General features: G+C 75.7%; 13 protein-coding genes and 1 riboswitch. Of the genes, 10 read left to right on the top strand and 3 right to left on the bottom strand.

Going from position 1 to position 17,960, the window contains the following annotated elements; genetic code table 11:
* The first annotated feature begins 37 nt into the window (after positions 1-37).
* The 4 genes from JQN70_RS07570 to JQN70_RS07555 all read left to right on the top strand — a co-directional run bounded on the left by JQN70_RS07570 (position 38) and on the right by JQN70_RS07555 (position 6,417).
* Positions 38-328, top strand: coding sequence for a hypothetical protein (locus JQN70_RS07570; protein ID WP_204130718.1), 291 nt, complete (start codon positions 38-40; stop codon positions 326-328).
* Positions 325-1,536, top strand: a complete 1,212-nt coding sequence (locus JQN70_RS07565) for a hypothetical protein (RefSeq protein WP_204130717.1) — start codon at positions 325-327, stop codon at positions 1,534-1,536. Before JQN70_RS07570 ends, JQN70_RS07565 begins: the two co-directional genes overlap by 4 nt.
* 21 nt (positions 1,537-1,557) lie before the next feature.
* Positions 1,558-5,403: an ATP-dependent RNA helicase HrpA gene (gene hrpA / locus JQN70_RS07560; RefSeq protein WP_204130716.1), complete on the top strand. Its 3,846-nt coding sequence runs from the start codon at positions 1,558-1,560 to the stop codon at positions 5,401-5,403.
* A gap of 93 nt (positions 5,404-5,496) precedes the next feature.
* Positions 5,497-6,417, top strand: coding sequence for a proteasome assembly chaperone family protein (locus JQN70_RS07555; protein WP_204130715.1), 921 nt, complete (start codon positions 5,497-5,499; stop codon positions 6,415-6,417).
* Positions 6,418-6,430: 13 nt separating this feature from the next.
* Here JQN70_RS07555 and JQN70_RS07550 read toward each other — a convergent pair whose 3' ends face one another.
* Entirely contained in the window at positions 6,431-8,122 is a 1,692-nt protein-coding gene (locus JQN70_RS07550) for a DNA polymerase (RefSeq protein ID WP_204130714.1), read from the bottom strand.
* A gap of 138 nt (positions 8,123-8,260) precedes the next feature.
* Here JQN70_RS07550 and JQN70_RS07545 point away from each other — a divergent pair, with 138 nt between their 5' ends.
* From JQN70_RS07545 to JQN70_RS07520, 6 genes are all read left to right on the top strand, one after another.
* On the top strand, positions 8,261-9,001 hold the full coding sequence (locus tag JQN70_RS07545; protein ID WP_307835859.1) for an EcsC family protein: 741 nt from the start codon (positions 8,261-8,263) through the stop codon (positions 8,999-9,001).
* 76 nt (positions 9,002-9,077) lie between these two features.
* Positions 9,078-9,458, top strand: a complete 381-nt coding sequence (locus JQN70_RS07540; RefSeq protein WP_307835858.1) for a YkvA family protein — start codon at positions 9,078-9,080, stop codon at positions 9,456-9,458.
* 105 nt (positions 9,459-9,563) lie between these two features.
* Positions 9,564-10,649 (top strand): DUF4192 family protein, encoded by a 1,086-nt coding sequence (locus JQN70_RS07535; RefSeq protein WP_204130713.1) that lies wholly within the window; start codon positions 9,564-9,566, stop codon positions 10,647-10,649.
* Positions 10,650-10,716: 67 nt separating this feature from the next.
* Positions 10,717-10,826: riboswitch (SAM riboswitch) on the top strand.
* An 18-nt stretch (positions 10,827-10,844) separates the two neighbouring features.
* Positions 10,845-11,978: a homoserine O-acetyltransferase MetX gene (metX, locus tag JQN70_RS07530; RefSeq protein WP_204130712.1), complete on the top strand. Its 1,134-nt coding sequence runs from the start codon at positions 10,845-10,847 to the stop codon at positions 11,976-11,978.
* 132 nt (positions 11,979-12,110) lie between these two features.
* Positions 12,111-12,500 carry a universal stress protein gene (locus JQN70_RS07525; RefSeq protein WP_204130711.1) on the top strand — a complete coding sequence of 130 codons (390 nt, stop codon included), beginning with the start codon at positions 12,111-12,113 and terminating at the stop codon, positions 12,498-12,500.
* A gap of 247 nt (positions 12,501-12,747) precedes the next feature.
* The gene (locus JQN70_RS07520; RefSeq protein ID WP_204130710.1) at positions 12,748-14,292 is read left to right on the top strand and encodes an RNA polymerase sigma factor; all 1,545 of its coding nucleotides are present in this window, start codon (positions 12,748-12,750) and stop codon (positions 14,290-14,292) included.
* Between the two features lie 86 nt (positions 14,293-14,378).
* On the opposite strand, the gene JQN70_RS20850 is transcribed toward JQN70_RS07520, so the two are convergent.
* Complete coding sequence (locus JQN70_RS20850) at positions 14,379-16,688, bottom strand: transglutaminase TgpA family protein (protein WP_204130709.1); 2,310 nt, start codon at positions 16,686-16,688, stop codon at positions 14,379-14,381.
* A complete protein-coding gene (locus JQN70_RS07510; RefSeq protein WP_204130708.1) occupies positions 16,685-17,953 on the bottom strand; it encodes a DUF58 domain-containing protein in 1,269 nt (422 codons plus the stop codon). The genes JQN70_RS20850 and JQN70_RS07510 overlap by 4 nt, the downstream gene beginning before the upstream one ends.
* Positions 17,954-17,960 lie beyond the last annotated feature (7 nt).

Here is a 17,960-nt window from a genome sequence, read left to right as displayed (position 1 = left end):
CGCAGGGCGCTCCGGCGGATCGGCCTAGCGTGGCCGGATGACGTCGTTCCGGGTCGATGCGCGGACCGTCCTCGAGGTGGGGGCGGCCCTCGTCGACCTCGCCGACGGCCTCGCGGCGATGGGTGACCCGCAGGCCGACCGGTGGGCGCTCGGGCCCGGGCGCAGCGGCCCGGCCGTCGAGGAGCTGCTCGGCGGGTGGCGGCACGCCCGGCTGCAGCTGGCCGCGTCGCTCGCCGAGCTCGGGGTGGCGGCGGCGGAGGCCGGTGGGGCCTACCTCGACACCGAGGCCGGGGTCTCGCGGGCCCTCGACGGGGGGTCGTCGTGGTGACCCGGATGCTCCTCGAGCCGGTCCCGGGGTCGGCGGCCGGCGTCCTCGCGGTGGCCGACGCGGTCGGCTCCACCGGTCGCCGGCTCGCGGCGACGGCCGCGACCCTCGGTCGGATGCGCGACGGCGCGGTGTGGGACGGCCCGGCCGGCGAGGCGTTCGGTGCCCGCATCGGGGCCGCACCCGGGGTCCTCGACGCCGCCGCCCGGCGCTTCCTCGGGGCGGTGGCGCCCCTCCGCGCCCACGCCGGGGTCCTCGAGGAGCAGCAGGCCGTGGCGCAGCGGGCCGTGCTCGTGCACCGCGAGGCCTGGGAGGTGTACGACCACCTCGAGACCCGGGCCGTCACCCTCCTCGACTCCGGGCTCGACGAGTCGGCGCAGGCGCTGCTCGTCGTGCGGCAGGCCCAGCAGGAGGAGGTCGCGTCGGCCGGCCGGGCCGAGGCCGCGCACGCCGGGGCGCTCGAGGCCCTCCGGGCGTCCGACGCGCGGTGCGCCGCGGTCCTCGAGGCCCTCGCCCGCGACGGCATCGGCGACCCGGTGGTCTACCGGGGCCTGCGGCTGGCGAGCGAGGTGGGTCACGGCGCCGGGTACCTCGCGATGACCCCCGTCAAGGTCTGTCGTCCGCTCGCGGTCGCGGGGACGGTCGGCGAGGGCGTGGGCACCGTGGCCGATGGCGTGCTCCTCGTGGGCTACGGGGAGGGCAGCTGGACCGACGTCGGCATCGGCGCCGCGACCACGGCGCTCGGTGCGAGTGGGGAGAGCCTCAGGCTCGCGTCGAAGTCCGGTGCGACGGTCCTCCCGAACGGCGCGGTCGTGGCGCGCTCGCTCACCGTCGAGGAACGGTTGCGGCAGGGGGTCGTCGCGATGGCCCGCGCCCGGGTGGCGGCGGCCGCCGAGCGCTTCGGGCGGCCGGTCGCGCACGCCCCCGAGCGGCTGGCCGCGAGCCGCTGGGCGGCCCCGGTGCAGGGCACGGGGGTCCGGAACGCCGTCCGGCGGGCGGTGCGCCACCGGCTGCACCGGGTGGACACCGAGCTCCAGCTGGTGACGGCCGGAGGGCGGACCACCGAGCGGATGTACGCCGGAGGGGTCGCGCTCGAGGCCGCCTCGAAGGTGCTGCCGCGGGTGGTCCCCGAGGCCCCGCGTCCCGAGCCCGCGTCACCGGTCAGCCTGCCGGGCGGCGACGGGCCGGGAACTCGGAGGAGCTCGTGGTGAGCGCGACCTATCCTGTCGGACATGCCCGTCCGCCCCCTCGACGCGATCGACGCGGCGGAGCTGCACTACCCGGAGCACCTGCCGGTCGTCGAGCGGCGTGACGACATCCTCGCCGCGATCCGCGACCACCAGGTCGTCGTCATCGCGGGGGAGACCGGGTCGGGGAAGACCACCCAGCTGCCCAAGATGTGCCTCGAGCTGGGGCGCGGGGTGGCCGGCCAGGTCGGGCACACCCAGCCCCGGCGCATCGCGGCGCGGTCGGTCGCCGAGCGGATCGCCGAGGAGGTGCAGGACGAGCTCGGCGGGCTCGTCGGCTACCAGGTGCGCTTCTCCGACCACAGCAGCGACCGCACCCGGGTCAAGGTGATGACCGACGGCATCCTGCTTAACGAGATGCAGCGCGACCGCGAGCTGCGGCGCTACGACACGATCATCATCGACGAGGCGCACGAGCGGTCGCTGAACATCGACTTCATCCTCGGCTACCTCAAGCAGCTCGTGCCCCGCCGCCCGGACCTCAAGGTCGTCATCACCTCGGCGACCATCGACCCCGACCGCTTCGCCCGACACTTCGCCACCGACGAGCGCGGCGAGGTGGTGCGCGAGGTGCCGGTGCTCGAGGTGTCGGGGCGCACCTTCCCCGTCGAGGTCCGCTACCGGCCGCTCGTCGAGCTCGACCCCGACGGCAAGCACGTCGTCGGGGAGCGCGACCAGGTCACCGGCGTCGTCGAGGCGGTCGAGGAGCTCTGGACCGAGGCCCCGCCGAGCCCGGACGCCACCGACATCCTCGTCTTCTTCTCCGGCGAGCGGGAGATCCGCGACGCCGCCGAGGCGCTCACGGCCCGCAAGCTGCCCGGTACCGAGGTCCTGCCGCTCTTCGCGCGGCTCTCGGCCGCGGAGCAGCACCGGGTCTTCCGCCGCTCCGGCGGCCGGCGCATCGTCCTCGCGACCAACGTCGCCGAGACCTCGCTCACCGTGCCCGGCATCGGCTACGTCGTCGACACCGGCACCGCGCGCATCTCTCGGTACAGCCAGCGCACCAAGGTCCAGCGGCTGCCCATCGAGCCGGTCAGCCGGGCCAGCGCGGCCCAGCGTGCCGGCCGCTGCGGCCGCGTCGCACCCGGCGTCTGCATCCGGCTGTACTCGGAGGAGGACCACGAGGCCCGCGACGAGTTCACCGAGCCCGAGATCCAGCGCACCTCGCTCGCCTCGGTCATCCTCCAGATGACCTCGCTCGGGCTCGGCGACGTCACCCGCTTCCCGTTCGTCGACCCGCCGGACGCCCGCCAGGTGGCCGACGGCGTGCGGCTCCTCGAGGAGCTCGGGGCCTTCTCCACCGACGAGCGCGGACCGGGTCGGCACCGGGGGCGGGAGCGCCGGCTGACCCGCACCGGGCGCACGCTCGCCCGGATGCCGCTCGACCCGCGGCTCGGCCGGATGGTCGTGGAGGCCGGCCGGCTCGGGTGCATGCGCGAGGTGCTCGTGCTCGTCGCGGCACTGTCCATCCAGGACCCCCGAGAGCGACCCGTCGACAAGGAGGCCCAGGCCGACCAGCAGCACGCCCGCTTCACGGACGAGCGTTCCGACTTCGCCGCCCTCCTCAACCTCTGGACGTACCTCAAGAGGCAGCAGAAGGAGCTGTCGCACAGCGCGTTCCGACGGATGTGCAAGAACGAGTACCTGCACTACCTGCGCATCCGCGAGTGGCAGGACCTGCACGCCCAGCTGCGCCGGGCCGCGAAGCAGGCCCGCCTCGACCCCGACACGGCGACGGCCGCGCGCGACGCCGACCCCGACTGGGACACGATCCACCGGGCCCTGCTCGCCGGCCTCCTGTCCCACGTCGGGGTCCGCGACGAGGTGAAGCGGGAGTACCTCGGCGCCCGCGGGGCACGGTTCGGCATCGCCCCCGGGTCGACCCTCTTCCGCCGGCGGCCGGAGTTCGTCATGGCCGCCGAGCTCGTCGAGACCTCCCGGCTCTGGGCCCGGACGGTCGCGACCATCGAGCCCGAGTGGGCCGAGGCGGCCGGGGCGCACGTCGTCGCCCGGACCCTCAGCGAGCCGCGGTGGAGCCGCAGCGCGGGGGCCGCCGTGGCGACCGAGCGGGTCACCCTCTACGGGGTGCCGCTCGTCACCGACCGCACCGTCCAGTACGCCCGCACCGACCCCGATGCGGCCCGCGAGATCTTCGTCCGGTCGGCGCTCGTCGAGGGCGACTGGGACCCGCAGCACCGGTTCTGGAAGGACAACCTGCGCACGCTCGAACGGGTCGCCGAGCTCGAGGAGCGGGCCCGGCGGCGCGACATCGTCGTCGACGACGACGTGCTGTTCGCGTTCTACGACAAGCGGATCCCGGCCGACGTCCTCACCGAGCGGCACTTCGACCGCTGGTGGCGCGGTGAGCGACGGCGCACGCCCGACCTGCTCACCCTCACCGAGGACGACCTCACGACCGCGAGCGGCGAGGCGGTCTCGGCCGACGACTACCCGCGCTCGTGGCACCAGGGCGACCTCGACCTCGACGTGACGTACCAGTTCGCCCCGGGTCAGGCCGCCGACGGCGTCACGGTGCACGTCCCCGTCGCCGTCCTCAACCGGCTCACTCCCGACGGCTTCGACTGGCAGGTGCCGGGTCTGCGCGAGGAGCTCGCCGTCGCCCTGCTGCGCTCGCTGCCCAAGGCCACCCGGCGCCACTTCGTCCCGGCGCCCGACCACGCCGTCGCGGCCCTGCGCGAGGCCGACCCCGGCCGCGGTCCCATCACGGCCGAGCTCGCCCGGGTCCTGTTCGCCCGCACCGGTGTCCGTGTCGAGCCGTCGGAGTTCGACTGGTCACGGGTGCCCGACCACCTGCGCGTCACCTTCTCCGTCGAGCGGCCGGGGCGGCGGGGCCCGCAGGTCGTCGCGGCGGGGAAGGACCTCGAGGCGCTGCGCGAGCGGGCCGGGGGAGCGGTGCGCGAGGGCGTGTCGCGCGCCGGGGCCTCGCTCGAGCGCTCCGGGCTCACGGCGTGGACGGTCGGCACGGTGCCCGAGACCTTCGAGGGTCGCGCCGGCGGGCAGATGGTCCTCGGGTACCCCGCCCTCGTCGACGAGGGCACCACCGTGGCGCTGCGCGTGCTCCCGGACGCCGGGTCCGCCGCGGCGGCCCACCGGGCCGGCGTGCGACGCCTCCTGCTGCTCAACACCACCGCGCCGTGGAAGCGGGTGCTGGCCCGGCTCACCAACACCCAGAAGCTGGCGCTCGCCGACAACCCGCACGGGTCGGTGCCCGCGCTGCTCCAGGACTGCCTCGACGCCGCCGTCGACGACCTCGTCGGCGAGCACGTGCGTGGCCCGGTCCGGACGCCCGAGGCGTTCGAGGCCGCCCTCGCCGCCGTCCGGGCGCACGCCGCTGCCCGGGTCCTGCGCGTCGTCGAGGCGGTCGAGCGGGTGCTCGTGCTGGCGGCCGGGGTCCGGCGGACCCTCGACACGCTCGCCGGCGGTGCGGCCGCCCGCGCGACCTCCGCCGCCCGCGCCGACGTGCGCGCGCAGCTCGACGGGCTCGTGCGGCCGGGGTTCGTCGCCGCCACCGGGGTCCCGCGCCTCGCCGACCTCGAGCGCTACCTGCGCGCCATGCAGCACCGCCTCGAGCGGGCCGCGACCAACGCCCGCGAGCCCGTGCTCCAGGAGCAGGTCGACGCCGTCGAGACCGCCTACGCCGACCTCCTCGAGGCGCTGCCCCCCACGCGGCGGGCCGCGCCCGAGGTCACCGACATCGGCTGGATGGTCGAGGAGCTGCGCGTCAGCCTCTTCGCCCAGACCCTCGGGACCAAGGGGTCGGTGTCGGAGAAGCGCGTGCGCCGGGCCATCGCCGAGGTCGCCAGGGCCTGACGGAGCCGGGACGGACGAGCGGGTCCGCCCGGGAATCCGGGGTGCGGCCGGGACGTTCACCCCCTACGAGCACCAGCGTGAAAGGCTTGTCCCGTGCAGAACCCCTCAGACCTCTACCGCCTCGAGACCGACGTCGACGCCTCGCGTCCCGGCGTGCTCCTCGTGCTGCTCGGGGGTTTCGTCGACGCCGGGCAGATCCAGGAGACCCTCGGCAGCCACCTCCTCGAGACCGGCGACCCCGAGGTCGTCGCGTCCTTCGACGTCGACCAGCTCCTCGACTACCGCGGCCGTCGTCCGGCGATGGTCTTCGACACCAGCCGCTGGGTCGAGTACGACGACCCGGCGATGCTCCTGCACCGGCTCACCGACCGCGACGGGCAGACGTACTACCTGCTCACCGGTCCCGAGCCCGACTACCAGTGGGAGCGCACCGTCGAGGCGGTCCGCGAGCTCGCCGACCGGCTGGGCGTCACGCTCGTCGTCTCGGCGCACGGCATCCCGATGGGCGTCCCGCACACCCGTCCCGTGGGCATGACGGCGCACGCCACCGACGACACCCTCATCGGCGAGGCCCGCTCGCCGTTCGGGCGCGTGCAGGTCCCGGCCTCGATCGGCGCACTCCTCGAGCTGCGGCTCGGCGAGCTCGGCCGGCAGGCCCTCGGCTTCGCCGTCCACGTTCCCCACTACCTCGCCACCGCCGAGTGGGCCGAGGGGTCGCTCGCCGCGCTCAACGCGGTCACCGACGCCACCGGCCTCAACCTGCCGAACGACGAGCTCGTCGAGCGGGCCCGGGTCAACCAGCAGGCGATCGCCGCCGAGGTCGCGAACAGCGACGAGGCGCGCCAGGTCATCACCGCCCTCGAGCAGCAGTACGACGCCTTCGTCGAGGGTCAGGAGCGGCCGAGCCTGCTCGCCACCGAGACCTCGCAGATCCCGTCGGCCGACGAGCTCGGGGCCGAGTTCGAGACCTTCCTGCGCTCGGTGTCCGACGACGAGGACGACCCGCAGGCCTGAACCCCCCGCGGGGTCAGTCCTTGGCCTCGGACCAGCGCCGCACCACCGACGTGTCGGCGACGAACCGCACCGGCGCCCCGCCGGACCAGCGGCGCGCCGCCGCCTCGAGCGAGCCGTCGACCCGCCGGACCGCCTCGGCGGCCGCCTCCTCCGGCACGTGGACCAGCAGCTCGTCGTGCAAGCACAGGACGACGGAGGCGCCGAGCTCGCGCACCGACGCCCGAACCGTGGCCGCCCAGGCCTTGAACAGCTCGGCGGCCGAGCCCTGGATGACCGCGTTGCGCGCGAACCGTCCTCGGGCCGCGTCGAGCTGCGGGTCGGTGCCGGGCGGCCGCGCGGCGAGGAAGCGCCCCGTCGGCACGAGCCGCCCGCCGTACGTGCGCAGCGGCTCGCCGCGCCGCCCCGACGCGGCCGCGCGCTCGAGCAGGCCCATCGCGACGGGGTAGGCCGCCTCGAGCCCCTTGAGCGCCTCGCCGGCCGCCCCGCTGCGCTGGCCGTACATCGCCGCGAGGACGGCGATCTTCGCGACCGCGCGGTCCGAGCCCAGCCGCTGCGCGACCGGCGCGTAGAGGTCGTCGGCGCGGGTGGCGGCGGCGAACGCGGTGTCGCCGCTGACGACCGCGAGGACCCGCGGCTCGACCTGCCCGAGGTCGGCCCGGACGAGGACGTGGCCCGGATGGGCGGCCACGCCGGGGCGCAGGGCCGCCGGGAGGTTGTGCAGGCCGTTCTCGGCGGTCATCCGTCCGGCCGCCCCGTCGCAGGCCGTCCACCGGCCGCGCAACCGGTCGTCGGGTCCGACGTGGGCGTCGAGCCAGCGGTACCCGTAGGTCGTGGCGATCCGCTCGTCCCGGCGCCAGGCCAGGAGGGCGTCGACGACCGGATGCACCTCGCGGTACGCCTCGAGGACCCACTTGCGGGTGGTCGGCACGTCGACCCCGACGGCGGCGAGCATCTCCTTGACCTGGGCGGGGTTCCGCAGGTCGGTCGACTCGCGGCCCGGCACGTGGCGCAGGACGGTCTCGTCGCGGGCGCGTCGGGCGGCGGTGGTCTCGACGTCGCCGACGGTTCGCGGCCCGGCGGCCTCGGCCACGAGCTGCTCGGTGCGGGCGCGGTCGAGAGGCAGGCCGTCGCGCTCGAGCTCGAGGCAGAGCAGCGCGGCTGCCGACTCGGACGTCACGGTGCTCGCGAGCCGGGGCGAGACCGCCTCGGCCTGCGCCAGCTGACGGTGGGCGACGGTGAGGGCGGCCTCGGCCCACGCCCCGAGGTGGGCGGGGTCCTCGAGCCAGCGGAGGTGGTCGGCCCGGAGGTGACCGCGCGCGTCGACGAGCACGTCGTCCGGCGGCAGGTCCTCGGCGCCCACGAGGTCGAAGAGGTCGTCACCGGGCGGTGCGGGGACCGAGTCGCGGGCGAGCCCGTGGACCGCGGCCCAGCAGAGCGCGGGGGAGGCCTCGAACCCGCCGTGCAGGAGCCGGTGCGCCTCGGCGACGTCCCAGGCCCGGGCCAGGTGGACGCGGGCCTCGACCAGCGGCCGGGCGGCGTCCCCGGCCGACCACCACACCCAGCGCGGCCGGTGCTCCGCCTCGACCGCCGCCACCTGCTCGGCCACCTCGGCGGCGTGCCCCTGGACGAGGCGGCCGCGGTGCAGGAGCGCGGAACGCACGCCCCCGGTGCCCGCGACGAGCACCGCCACCTCGCCCGACAGCATGGCCGCAGCGTACGGCCGCCCCCCGTCACGCGGTGGTCGGGCACCCCGCCGCAGGTCAGCCGCCGTGCGTGGCAGGATGGTTCGAGCCGGAGCACGAGCGTCGCGACCTGCGCCGCCCCGGCCGACCGGGAGGACACCGTGGGACTGCTCGACCGAGGCCGCGCCAGCAAGGACGCCGTGCAGGACACCCGGACCGCGCTCGAGCGGGCCGGCGACGCCCCGGAGGACGACGGCGTCCTCGGGCGCCAGGCCGTGCGGGTCGTCGACCAGATCCTCGACATCGGCATCGACGGCAAGGGTCCCTTCGACCCGGCCGCCGAGGTCGCCGACAAGGCGCTGCGGGCGAGCGGTGGTGACCGTGAGAAGGCCGTCGCCGCGATCGTCGCCTCGCACACCCGGCTCGCCGGCGCCGAGGGTTTCGTCACCGGCCTCGGCGGGTTCGTCACCCTCCCGATCGCGCTGCCCGCCAACGTCGTCGCGTTCTACGCGCTCGCCACCCGGATGACCGCGGCCATCGCCCGGGTCCGCGGCCACGACATCGACCAGCCGCAGATCCGCGCGGCGGTCCTGCTCACCCTCGTCGGTGCCGACGCCGACGACCTCCTCGAGAAGGCCAAGCTGGCGGCGCCGATGGGCGGCCGGCTGACCAACCTCGCCGCGCAGCGCCTGCCCGGACCCGCCTCGATGGTCGTCAAGAAGGGCGTCTTCTTCAAGCTCGTCGCGAGCACCGGCAAGGGCGTGCTGTCGCGCTTCGGGCGCGGCGTGCCGGTCGTCGGCGGTGTCGTCGGCGCGGGTGTCGACGCCGTGCTGCTCCGCCGGGTGGCCGTCGACGCCAAGCGCGAGTTCCCCGCCGTCTCGGGGGAGATCGGCCCCGCCTGACCCCCGGCGCGGGAACCTCCCGTGCGCCCCGTCCGTCGAGTCAGCGGGAGTCCCCCGCGAGCCAGGAGGAAGAACCGTGGCCAGAGCCCGCACCCTCGCCTACGTCGGAGCGCTCGGCCGGGCCGTGCGCCTCGCCACCCGGGCCGGCGGCCCGTCGCTCGGCGACCGCGCCGTCGCCGTGCCCCGGATGGTCAAGGCGGTGCGCTCGGGGGAGTACACCGGCATCTCGGTCGGCAAGCTCGCGCTCATCGCCGCGGGCACGGCCTACGTCGTCTCGCCCGTCGACCTCCTCCCGGAGGCGGCCCTCGGCGTCTTCGGTCTCGCCGACGACGCGATGGTCCTCGGCTGGGTCGCGACCACCCTCGTCGAGGAGACCGAGAAGTTCCTCGAGTGGGAGACCGCGCAGGGGCGCGGCCCGCAGGCCCCGCCCACCGTGCCCTCCGACGTCGTGCGCTGACCCGGCGCGCGGCCCCGTCGTCCACAGGCGGGCCCGTCCGCGCCGTCGTCCACAGGGCCCGGGCCGGCACTGGTCCTCGTCGCCCGGCGCCCGCACCGTGGGGGGATGAGCGAGACAGTCAGCGTCCACGGCCCCGAGGAGCTCCTCGCGGTCCTGCCCTACCAGCTGGGCTACCACCCGCGGCGCAGCGTCGTCGCGGTCGCCCTCGACGGTCGGCGCGTCCACTTCGTGGCGCGCGTCGACATCCCGCCCGAGCGGCACGTCCCCGACACGGTCGCCGCCCTCGCCGGTCCGCTGCGGCGCGAGGTCCGCGGGCCGGTCCACCTCGTCGGCTACGAGGACGTCGAGGGCGAGTCCACCGCCCTCCTGCTCGCGCTCCTCGAGGACGTCGAGTCCGACGGCGTCGAGGTGGTCGAGGTGCTCGTCGTGCGCGACGGCCGCCGGTACTCACCCACCTGCTCGGGCCCGTGCTGCCCGGAGGGCGGGGTGCCGCTGCCCTCTCCCGAGGCCGTGCCGGCCGTCGCGGCCCTCGTCGCCCTCGGCCGTGCGCCGCTCGCCGACCGGGCGGCGGTCGACCGGGCGGTCCACCCCGACCCGGCGCGGTCGGCCGTCGTCGGGGCCCTGCTCGCCGCCGACGGGCCGGGCGCGTCGCGTCGCCGCGGTCGAGACGGGCTCCGGGCCTGGGCGCAGGTGCTCGGGCGGGACGCGGTCGACCGGGGTGCCCCCGTGCCGGCGCCCGCGGTCGCCGCGGCGGTGGCCGCCCTGCGCGACGTCCACGTCCGCGACGCCCTCATCGGGTGGCTCGCGCCGGGGGTCATCCCCCGGGAGGTCCTCGACCCGATCGTCCTCGCCCGCCTCGAGCGGTGGCTCCCGCGGTGGGGTGGCCTCGGTGCCTGGGAGCCGGGCGGCGCGGGTGCGGGCGACCCGGACGCGGTCCTCGCCCGGCTCCTCGCGCTCTGCCGCGACGTCCCCGACTCGTGTCCGGACGACGCGGCGGCCGTGTGCACCGCCGCCGCCCAGGTGGCGTGGGCGCACGGCGACGGCGCCCTCGCCCGGGCCGCCCTCGACCGGGCGCTCCGGGTCGAACCCGGGTACCGGCTGGCCCGTCTCCTCGCCGCCCTCGTCGAGCGCGGTGTCCGGCCGGTGCGGGCGGCCGACGGTGCGGGCGACCTCGACCGGCGGGCCGGGTAGGCCGTGGGGCGTTCGAGGACCGGACGAGCACCTCCGCGCCGACGAGGTGGCGGGTACCATCGGGGCAGGTCATGAGTCCCAGCGCCAAACCCCGGTTTGCTGGGCGGCAACCCTCCTCGCGGTGGGGTGCCCCGGGTGATGACCCGGCCGCGGCACCCGCCCCGGCAAGCGCGAGTTCCCGAGGAGCCATCTGCGATGACTGCCACCCCGACCCGGTCGACCGGTGCCGTGTGGCGCCCGGGCGACCCCGTCGGTGACCGCCGGTTCGCCACGCTGGGGCCGCTGCCCCTCGAGCGGGGCGGGGTGCTGCCCGACGTCACGCTCGCCTACGAGACGTGGGGAACCCTCTCGCCGTCCGGCGACAACGCCGTCCTCGTCGAGCACGCGCTGACCGGTGACAGCCACGTCGTCGGCGAGGCGGGTCCGGGACACCCGACGTCCGGCTGGTGGCCGGGGCTGGTCGGCCCCGGCGCGCCGCTCGACACCGACCGGTGGTTCGTCGTCGCCGCGAACGTCCTCGGCGGCTGCCAGGGCAGCACCGGCCCGTCGTCCGCGGGCCCCGACGGTCGGCCCTGGGGTGGGCGCTTCCCGTTCGTGACGATCCGCGACCAGGTCGCCGCGGAGGCCGCGCTCGCGGACGCCCTCGGCATCGACCGCTGGGCCCTCGTGCTCGGCGGCTCGATGGGGGGGATGCGCGCCCTCGAGTGGGCGGTGGCCCACCCGGCCCGGGTCGAGCGGGCCCTCGTCCTCGCGTCCACCGCGGCGGCGACGGCCGACCAGGTCGCGTGGTGCCAGCCTCAGCTCCTCGCCATCCGGCACGACCCCGACTTCCGGGACGGCGACTACTACGACACCGGGCGTGCGCCGCTCACCGGGCTCGGCATCGCCCGCCGGATCGCGCACACCACCTACCGGCACGAGGGCGAGCTCGACGACCGGTTCGGGCGCCGACCGCGCGACGGGGAGGACCCGCTCGGCGGTGGCGGCCGCTACGACGTCGAGAGCTACCTCGACCACCACGCGACGAAGCTGGCCCGGCGCTTCGACCCCAACAGCTACCTCGTCCTGTCCGAGGCGATGAACAGCCACGACGTCGGGCGCGACCGCGGCGGGGTGGCCGCGGCGCTGCGGGCCTATCCCGGTCTCCTGCACGTCGTCGGCGTGACGACCGACCGGCTCTACCCGCTGCGGCTGTCCGAGGAGATCGCGCGGGTCCGGCCGGGAACCGGTCTCACGGTGCTCGACTCGCCGCACGGGCACGACGGCTTCCTCGTCGAGACCGACCGGGTGGGACGGGTCGTCGAGCAGGTCCTCGCGGCGACACCGTGAGCTCCGCCGGCCCCGGTCGCCCGCGGGCCGCGGACGCGCCACGCCCCGTGTGATCCGCGAGGTGCTCGCCCCGGAACGGGGGCCCGACTGCGGTACGGTCGAGCGAGACCGAGCACCGCCGAGGAGGACACCGTGACGATCGTCGTTGGCTTCGTCCCGACGAAGGAGGGCCGCGCGGCCCTCGCCCGCGCCGTCGAGGAGGCGAAGGGCCGGCAGAGTCGGCTCGTCGTGATCAACTCGCACCGCGGCAGCCTCGACGACGAGCAGGCCCGGGCCGCCGAGCAGGAGCTCCAGCGCGTCACCGACGAGATGCAGGCCAACGGCACCGAGGTCGAGGTCCGTCAGCTGGTCCGCGGCAACGAGCCCGCCGAGGACCTCATCGCCGTCGCCAACGAGACCTCGGCCGACCTCATCGTCATCGGGCTGCGGCGTCGCACCCCCGTCGGGAAGCTGATCCTGGGCTCCAACGCCCAGCGGATCCTCCTCGACGCGCCGTGCGCCGTGCTCGCCGTCAAGGGCTGAGCCACAGCCGGTTCCGCTCTCCCCGCACCGCGGTGAGCGGCTCACCGACGCACCGGTGGGGAGGCCCCCGGGCCTCCTGATGTGCTCGATCGCGCTGGGAAAAGTTATAATGGTAGGGCGCACCTGGCCGGACGGGGTCGAACCGATCAGCCGGGACGCCACCCCGGACCCTCACCACCGCAAGCCGACGGACCTTCCGTGTCCCCGGCCGGCGGTCATCCGCGACGAAAGGTAGTCGGTGTCGCCTGTGTCCAAGACCCCCGAACCGAGCGCTCTGCCCCCCGAGTTCTCCCACCAGGCCCTGCAGACCCTCGTGCGGCAGGGACGGACCGGAGGCTCGGTCACCGGCGAGCAGGTCGCCGAGGCGCTGCGCGCTGCCGACGTGCGCCCGAGCCGGGGTCGCATCGTGCTCCGCGCCCTCGGCGAGCAGGGGATCGAGGTCCGCCACGACGAGACCACCGGTGTCGCCGCGGCCGCCACGCGCACGGCCAAGAAGGGGTCGGCGACCGCCACCGCGACGAAGGCCCCCGCCAAGAAGGCGGCCACCAAGAGCACGTCGGCGACGAAGAAGGCGGCGGCGCCCGCCGCGAAGAAGGCCGCTGCCGGTGGCACCACCCGCAAGACCGCCTCCGCGGCGGCCGCGCCCGCCCCGAAGAAGGCCGCGCCCGCCAAGACCGCGACCAAGACCGCGGCGAAGAAGACGGCCGCCGGCGCCGGGTCCGACGAGGAGTCGGCCGAGGTCGTCGACCTCGAGGAGCTCGAGGACGTCGCCGACGACGCCGCCGGCACCACGCCCGCCAAGGAGGGCGAGGGCGAGGACAGCGGCTTCGTCATGAGCAACGACGACGAGGACGCCCCCGCCCAGCAGGTCGTCACCGCCGGCGCCACCGCGGACCCGGTCAAGGACTACCTCAAGCAGATCGGCAAGGTCGCCCTCCTCAACGCCGAGCAGGAGGTCGAGCTCGCCAAGCGCATCGAGGCCGGCCTGTTCGCCGAGGAGAAGCTCAACTCCGGTGACAAGCTCGACATGAAGCTCAAGCGCGAGCTGTGGTGGATCGCCCAGGACGGCAAGAAGGCCAAGAACCACCTCCTCGAGGCCAACCTGCGCCTCGTCGTCTCGCTCGCCAAGCGCTACACCGGCCGCGGCATGCTCTTCCTCGACCTCATCCAGGAGGGCAACCTCGGCCTCATCCGCGCGGTCGAGAAGTTCGACTACACCAAGGGCTACAAGTTCTCGACGTACGCCACGTGGTGGATCCGCCAGGCGATCACCCGCGCGATGGCCGACCAGGCCCGCACCATCCGCATCCCGGTGCACATGGTCGAGGTCATCAACAAGCTGGCCCGCGTCCAGCGCCAGATGCTCCAGGACCTGGGCCGCGAGCCCACGCCGGAGGAGCTGGCCAAGGAGCTCGACATGACGCCCGAGAAGGTCGTCGAGGTCCAGAAGTACGGCCGCGAGCCGATCTCGCTGCACACCCCGCTCGGCGAGGACGGCGACAGCGAGTTCGGTGACCTCATCGAGGACTCCGAGGCCGTCGTCCCGGCCGACGCCGTGAGCTTCACGCTCCTCCAGGAGCAGCTGCACAGCGTCCTCGACACGCTCTCCGAGCGCGAGGCCGGTGTCGTCTCGATGCGCTTCGGCCTCACCGACGGTCAGCCGAAGACCCTCGACGAGATCGGCAAGGTCTACGGCGTCACCCGCGAGCGGATCCGCCAGATCGAGTCCAAGACGATGTCCAAGCTGCGCCACCCGAGCCGCAGCCAGGCGCTGCGCGACTACCTCGACTGAGGTCGACGCCGCACCACCGACGAGGGGCCCCGGGCACACCGCCCGGGGCCCCTCGTCGGTCTCCGGTGCCCGAGCACCTGGTCCGGTCAGTCCTCGTCGTCGGGGGAGCGGCGCTCCGCCGCACCGCGACCCGGCAGCCGCAGGAGCGAGCGCCAGTGCCGGCGGCCCTCCTCGGGGAGGAGCAGGGCGCGCACCCGGTCGAGGCGCTGCCGCCGGCCGAGCGCGGCGCGCCAGACCGTGCGTGCGTCGCCCTCGACGTCGGGCAGGTCGGCGCCGGGCCGGGCGTACCGGGCCCGCTCGAGGGTCGCGACGACCCTCCCGAGCGCGGCGTCCTCGTCCGGGGTGAGGTAGGCCGCCCGGCCCAGCTCGTGGGACGCCTGCCGCGGCGTGGACCCGTCACCCGGCACGATCCCGATGTCCCCGAGCCGCAGCAGCAGCGACTGCCACTCGGCCTCGATGCGCTCGGCGTCGTCGCGCGCGCGCCGGCGCGCCCGCCGGCGTGCGAGCCAGGCCCCGAACGGCGTGACCGCCGCGAGCAGCAGCACGGCGAGGACGCCGCCGATGGTCGCCGCGTGCGCGCGGACGAGGTCGACGAGCCCGCTCCCGGTGCTGCCGCCCCCGGCGTCCTGCTGCGGGTCGGCGGTGACGTCGCGCTCGGGGCGGGTCGAGGCCGAGGCCGACGGGGAGGCCGAGGAGGACGGTGCGGGCACCGCGCTGTTCTCGGGGGCGCTGGTCTCCCGCGTCCAGCCCGGGGCGATGCCGCTGCGGACGCCCGGGGTCGGCTCGAAGCGCATCCAGCCGAGGTCGGGGAACCACAGCTCTGGCCAGGCGTGCGCGTCGCTGACCCGCACGACCCGGTCGTCGCCGTCGATGGCGCCGGGCAGGAAGCCCACGGCCATGCGGGCCGGGATGCCGGCCGCCCGGGAGAGCATGATCATCGCGCTCGCGAACTGGACGCAGTAGCCCCGCTTGGTGTCGAGGAAGCGCACGAGCGGTTCCTCGGCGCGCTGGCCGCCGGCGGTCTGGTCGGCGAGGTCCTCCGAGTACGTGAAGGTCGGCCCGCGCAGGTAGTCCTGGATCTTGCGGGCGACCTCGAGCGGCGAGTCGTCGCCGGCCGTGACCTCGTCGAGCAGCGAGCGGACCCGCTCCTCGGAGCGGGGTTCGAGCGCGAGGTCCTCCGAGTCGGGCGCCGCACCACCCGGGGTGGGGCCGAACTGGTCCGCCGTCGGGGCGAGCTGCTCGTACTCGACCGTGTACTCGGGGACCCGGGAGGTCAGCTCGACGAGGCCGTCCCCGGTGACCCGCCACGACCCCGTGGGGAACGGTGAGCCGACCGGGTTGGCGGGCATCGCCACCTGCGGCAGGCCGACCGACGAGGACGACACCGTGATCTTCTCGGTGGTCCGCTCGACGTCCGGGCTCGCCGACGACCCGGGCAGCCGGCCGTCGAGCGGGACGAACGTGACGTCGGAGGAGGCCTGCCACCGCCCGCGCCGGTAGGTGTCGAGCAGTCCGACGCGCAGCGGCTCGGGGTCCTCGGAGGTCGTCCGGTAGACGAGGACGGGGTCGCTGGAGCGGTCGGAGAGGTCGCGGGCGATGTCGATGCTCGTCGAGAGCCGGACCGTGCCACCGTTGCCGCGCGCGTCGTCGCTGCGGGCCAGCCCGTCGGCGATGAAGGTGGTCGGGAAGTGGGGGACCAGACCCGGGACGACGACGGCCGCGGCGAGCGCGAGCACGCCGACCACGCGCCCGACGGTGGCGAAGGAGCCGGCGGGGTCGGTGTCGGTGCGCCCGCCGGGGGCCGCCGTCCCGCCCCACGTGCGCAGCGAGCCGACCCCCTGCCGACCGACCATCGCCAGCCAGGCGAGCGCGGGCGGGACGACGAGCCAGGCCGCGAGGCCCGTGCTCGTGTTCGTCGCCGACGCGAGGAAGGCCGCGAGCAGCGGGAGGCCGGCGACGGCCGGGCTGCGGTAGGTGACGGCGAGGGCGTCGACGGCCAGGGCCGTGATCGCGATGAGCAGGCTGACCGCGAGCGTCGTGCCGCGGTCGGCGGGCGCGGGCGCCGTGTAGGTCGTGGTCGTGCGGTAGGCGTCGGTGAGGAGGATGCCGAGGGTGTGCACGGTGTCGACGGTCGGCACGAACCCCTTCCACAGGTGGCCCCAGCCGTGGACGAGGCAGACGCCCTCGAACGCGACGACGGCCTGCCCGAGGACGACGAGGGGGCGCGTCGTCGTCATGGTCCGCAGCACGGCCCCGGAGACCGCGATGAGGGCGACGAAGAACACGCTGGGCCGGAACCAGGCCCCGGCGGGGGTGAAGAGCTCGGTGAGCGGCAGGGTGACGGCGAGGGTCGCCACCGCGGCGAGCGCGGCGTCGGCGGGGCGGGTGCCGGTCACCGGGCCCCCACGAGCGCGCTCGAGACCACGGCGCTCCACGCCTCGGCGGGACCGGTGGCGGCGTCGACGACGGTGGTGAGCCACCCGGAGGCCCGCAGGGTCGCGGTGGTGGCCTCGGCGGCGTCGGACGCGCCCGGGTCGCGGCGCCTCGAACGGGACCCGCCGAAGGTCCCCGGCTCGACGACGAGCGCCACCCCGCTCGACCCCGGCTGGCGCAGCGCCGCGAGCGTGTGCGCGTCGTCGTCGCCGAGCGGGCCGCCGACGTAGACGACGAGGCCGCCCTGACCGGTGAGGGCGCTGGCGTCGTGGAGCACCGAGCGCATGTCGTCGGTGCTGCCGAGGCGCACGCGGGCGAGGGTGTCGAGGGCCCGCTCGACCGTCGAGTCGTGACGGGTGCCGGTGTCGGTGGCGGGGTCGGCGGTGAGCAGGTGGACCGCGTGCGCCCCCTCGACGAGGTGCGCCGTCACCGAGGCGGCGGTCGTGACGCACCACTCGAGCGAGCTCGAGCGGCCGGACCCGCCGTGCCCCTCCGCGCGCGTGTCGAGGAGGACGACGGCCCGGCGCTTGGCCGGTCGGTCCTCCTGGCGGACCATGAGGTCGCCGGTGCGGGCGGTGGCGGGCCAGTGGATGCGGCGCAGGTCGTCACCGTCGCGGTACTCGCGCACCGTCTGGTCGTCCTCGCCGTGCAGGGCGACCATGTGCGGGATCGACCCCTCGCTGCCGATGCCGCTGCCGAGCGAGCGCCCGGCGGTGAGCGGCACGACACGGGGGAGGACGACCACCTCGGCGTGCCCGCTGACGGCCGCGGTGCGCAGCGTGAGCCCGAACGGGTCGCGGACCCGCACGTGGAGCGGGCCGATGTGGTGCACCCCGCGGGTGTGCGAGCGGACGGTGTACTGCACCTCCTGGCTCACCCCGCCGCGCAACGAGGGCAGGACGAAGCGGGGGCGGTCGCCGAGGGCGTAGTCGATCGACTCCTCGGCCATGAGCACGGGGGTCGGCGCCGCCTCGGCGTTGCGGACGCGCACGGTGACGACCGAGCGCTGGTCGATGGCCACCCGGCCGGGCAGCACCGAGCGGCTCACCTCGAGGTGCAGGCCGTGCCGGCGGACGACGACGAGCGAGACCGCGGTGAGGGCGAGGAGCAGCACCCCGACGCGGGTGACGTCGTGCTGCCCGAGGAGCACCCCGGCGAGGACGAGCACGACACCGCTGCCGGCGAACGAGGCTCCCCGGGTGGTCAGCGTGCGGCGCAGGACCTGCACGAGCGGC

Origin of the sequence: Phycicoccus sonneratiae, assembly GCF_016887965.1 — a bacterium.
Taxonomy (GTDB): Bacteria; Actinomycetota; Actinomycetes; order Actinomycetales; family Dermatophilaceae; genus Phycicoccus; species Phycicoccus sonneratiae.
Note: the sequence above shows the minus strand (reverse complement) of the source record. Positions and strands in the feature narration are given on the sequence as shown.

What these genes read in the sequence shown, in the direction of transcription:
- JQN70_RS07570 (WP_204130718.1), top strand. Translation starts at nt 38, where the DNA reads ATGACGTCGTTCCGGGTCGATGCGCGGACCGTCCTCGAGGTGGGGGCG.
- hrpA (WP_204130716.1), top strand. Translation starts at nt 1,558, where the DNA reads ATGCCCGTCCGCCCCCTCGACGCGATCGACGCGGCGGAGCTGCACTAC.
- JQN70_RS07550 (WP_204130714.1), bottom strand. Translation starts at nt 8,122, where the DNA reads ATGCTGTCGGGCGAGGTGGCGGTGCTCGTCGCGGGCACCGGGGGCGTG.
- JQN70_RS07535 (WP_204130713.1), top strand. Translation starts at nt 9,564, where the DNA reads ATGAGCGAGACAGTCAGCGTCCACGGCCCCGAGGAGCTCCTCGCGGTC.
- metX (WP_204130712.1), top strand. Translation starts at nt 10,845, where the DNA reads ATGACTGCCACCCCGACCCGGTCGACCGGTGCCGTGTGGCGCCCGGGC.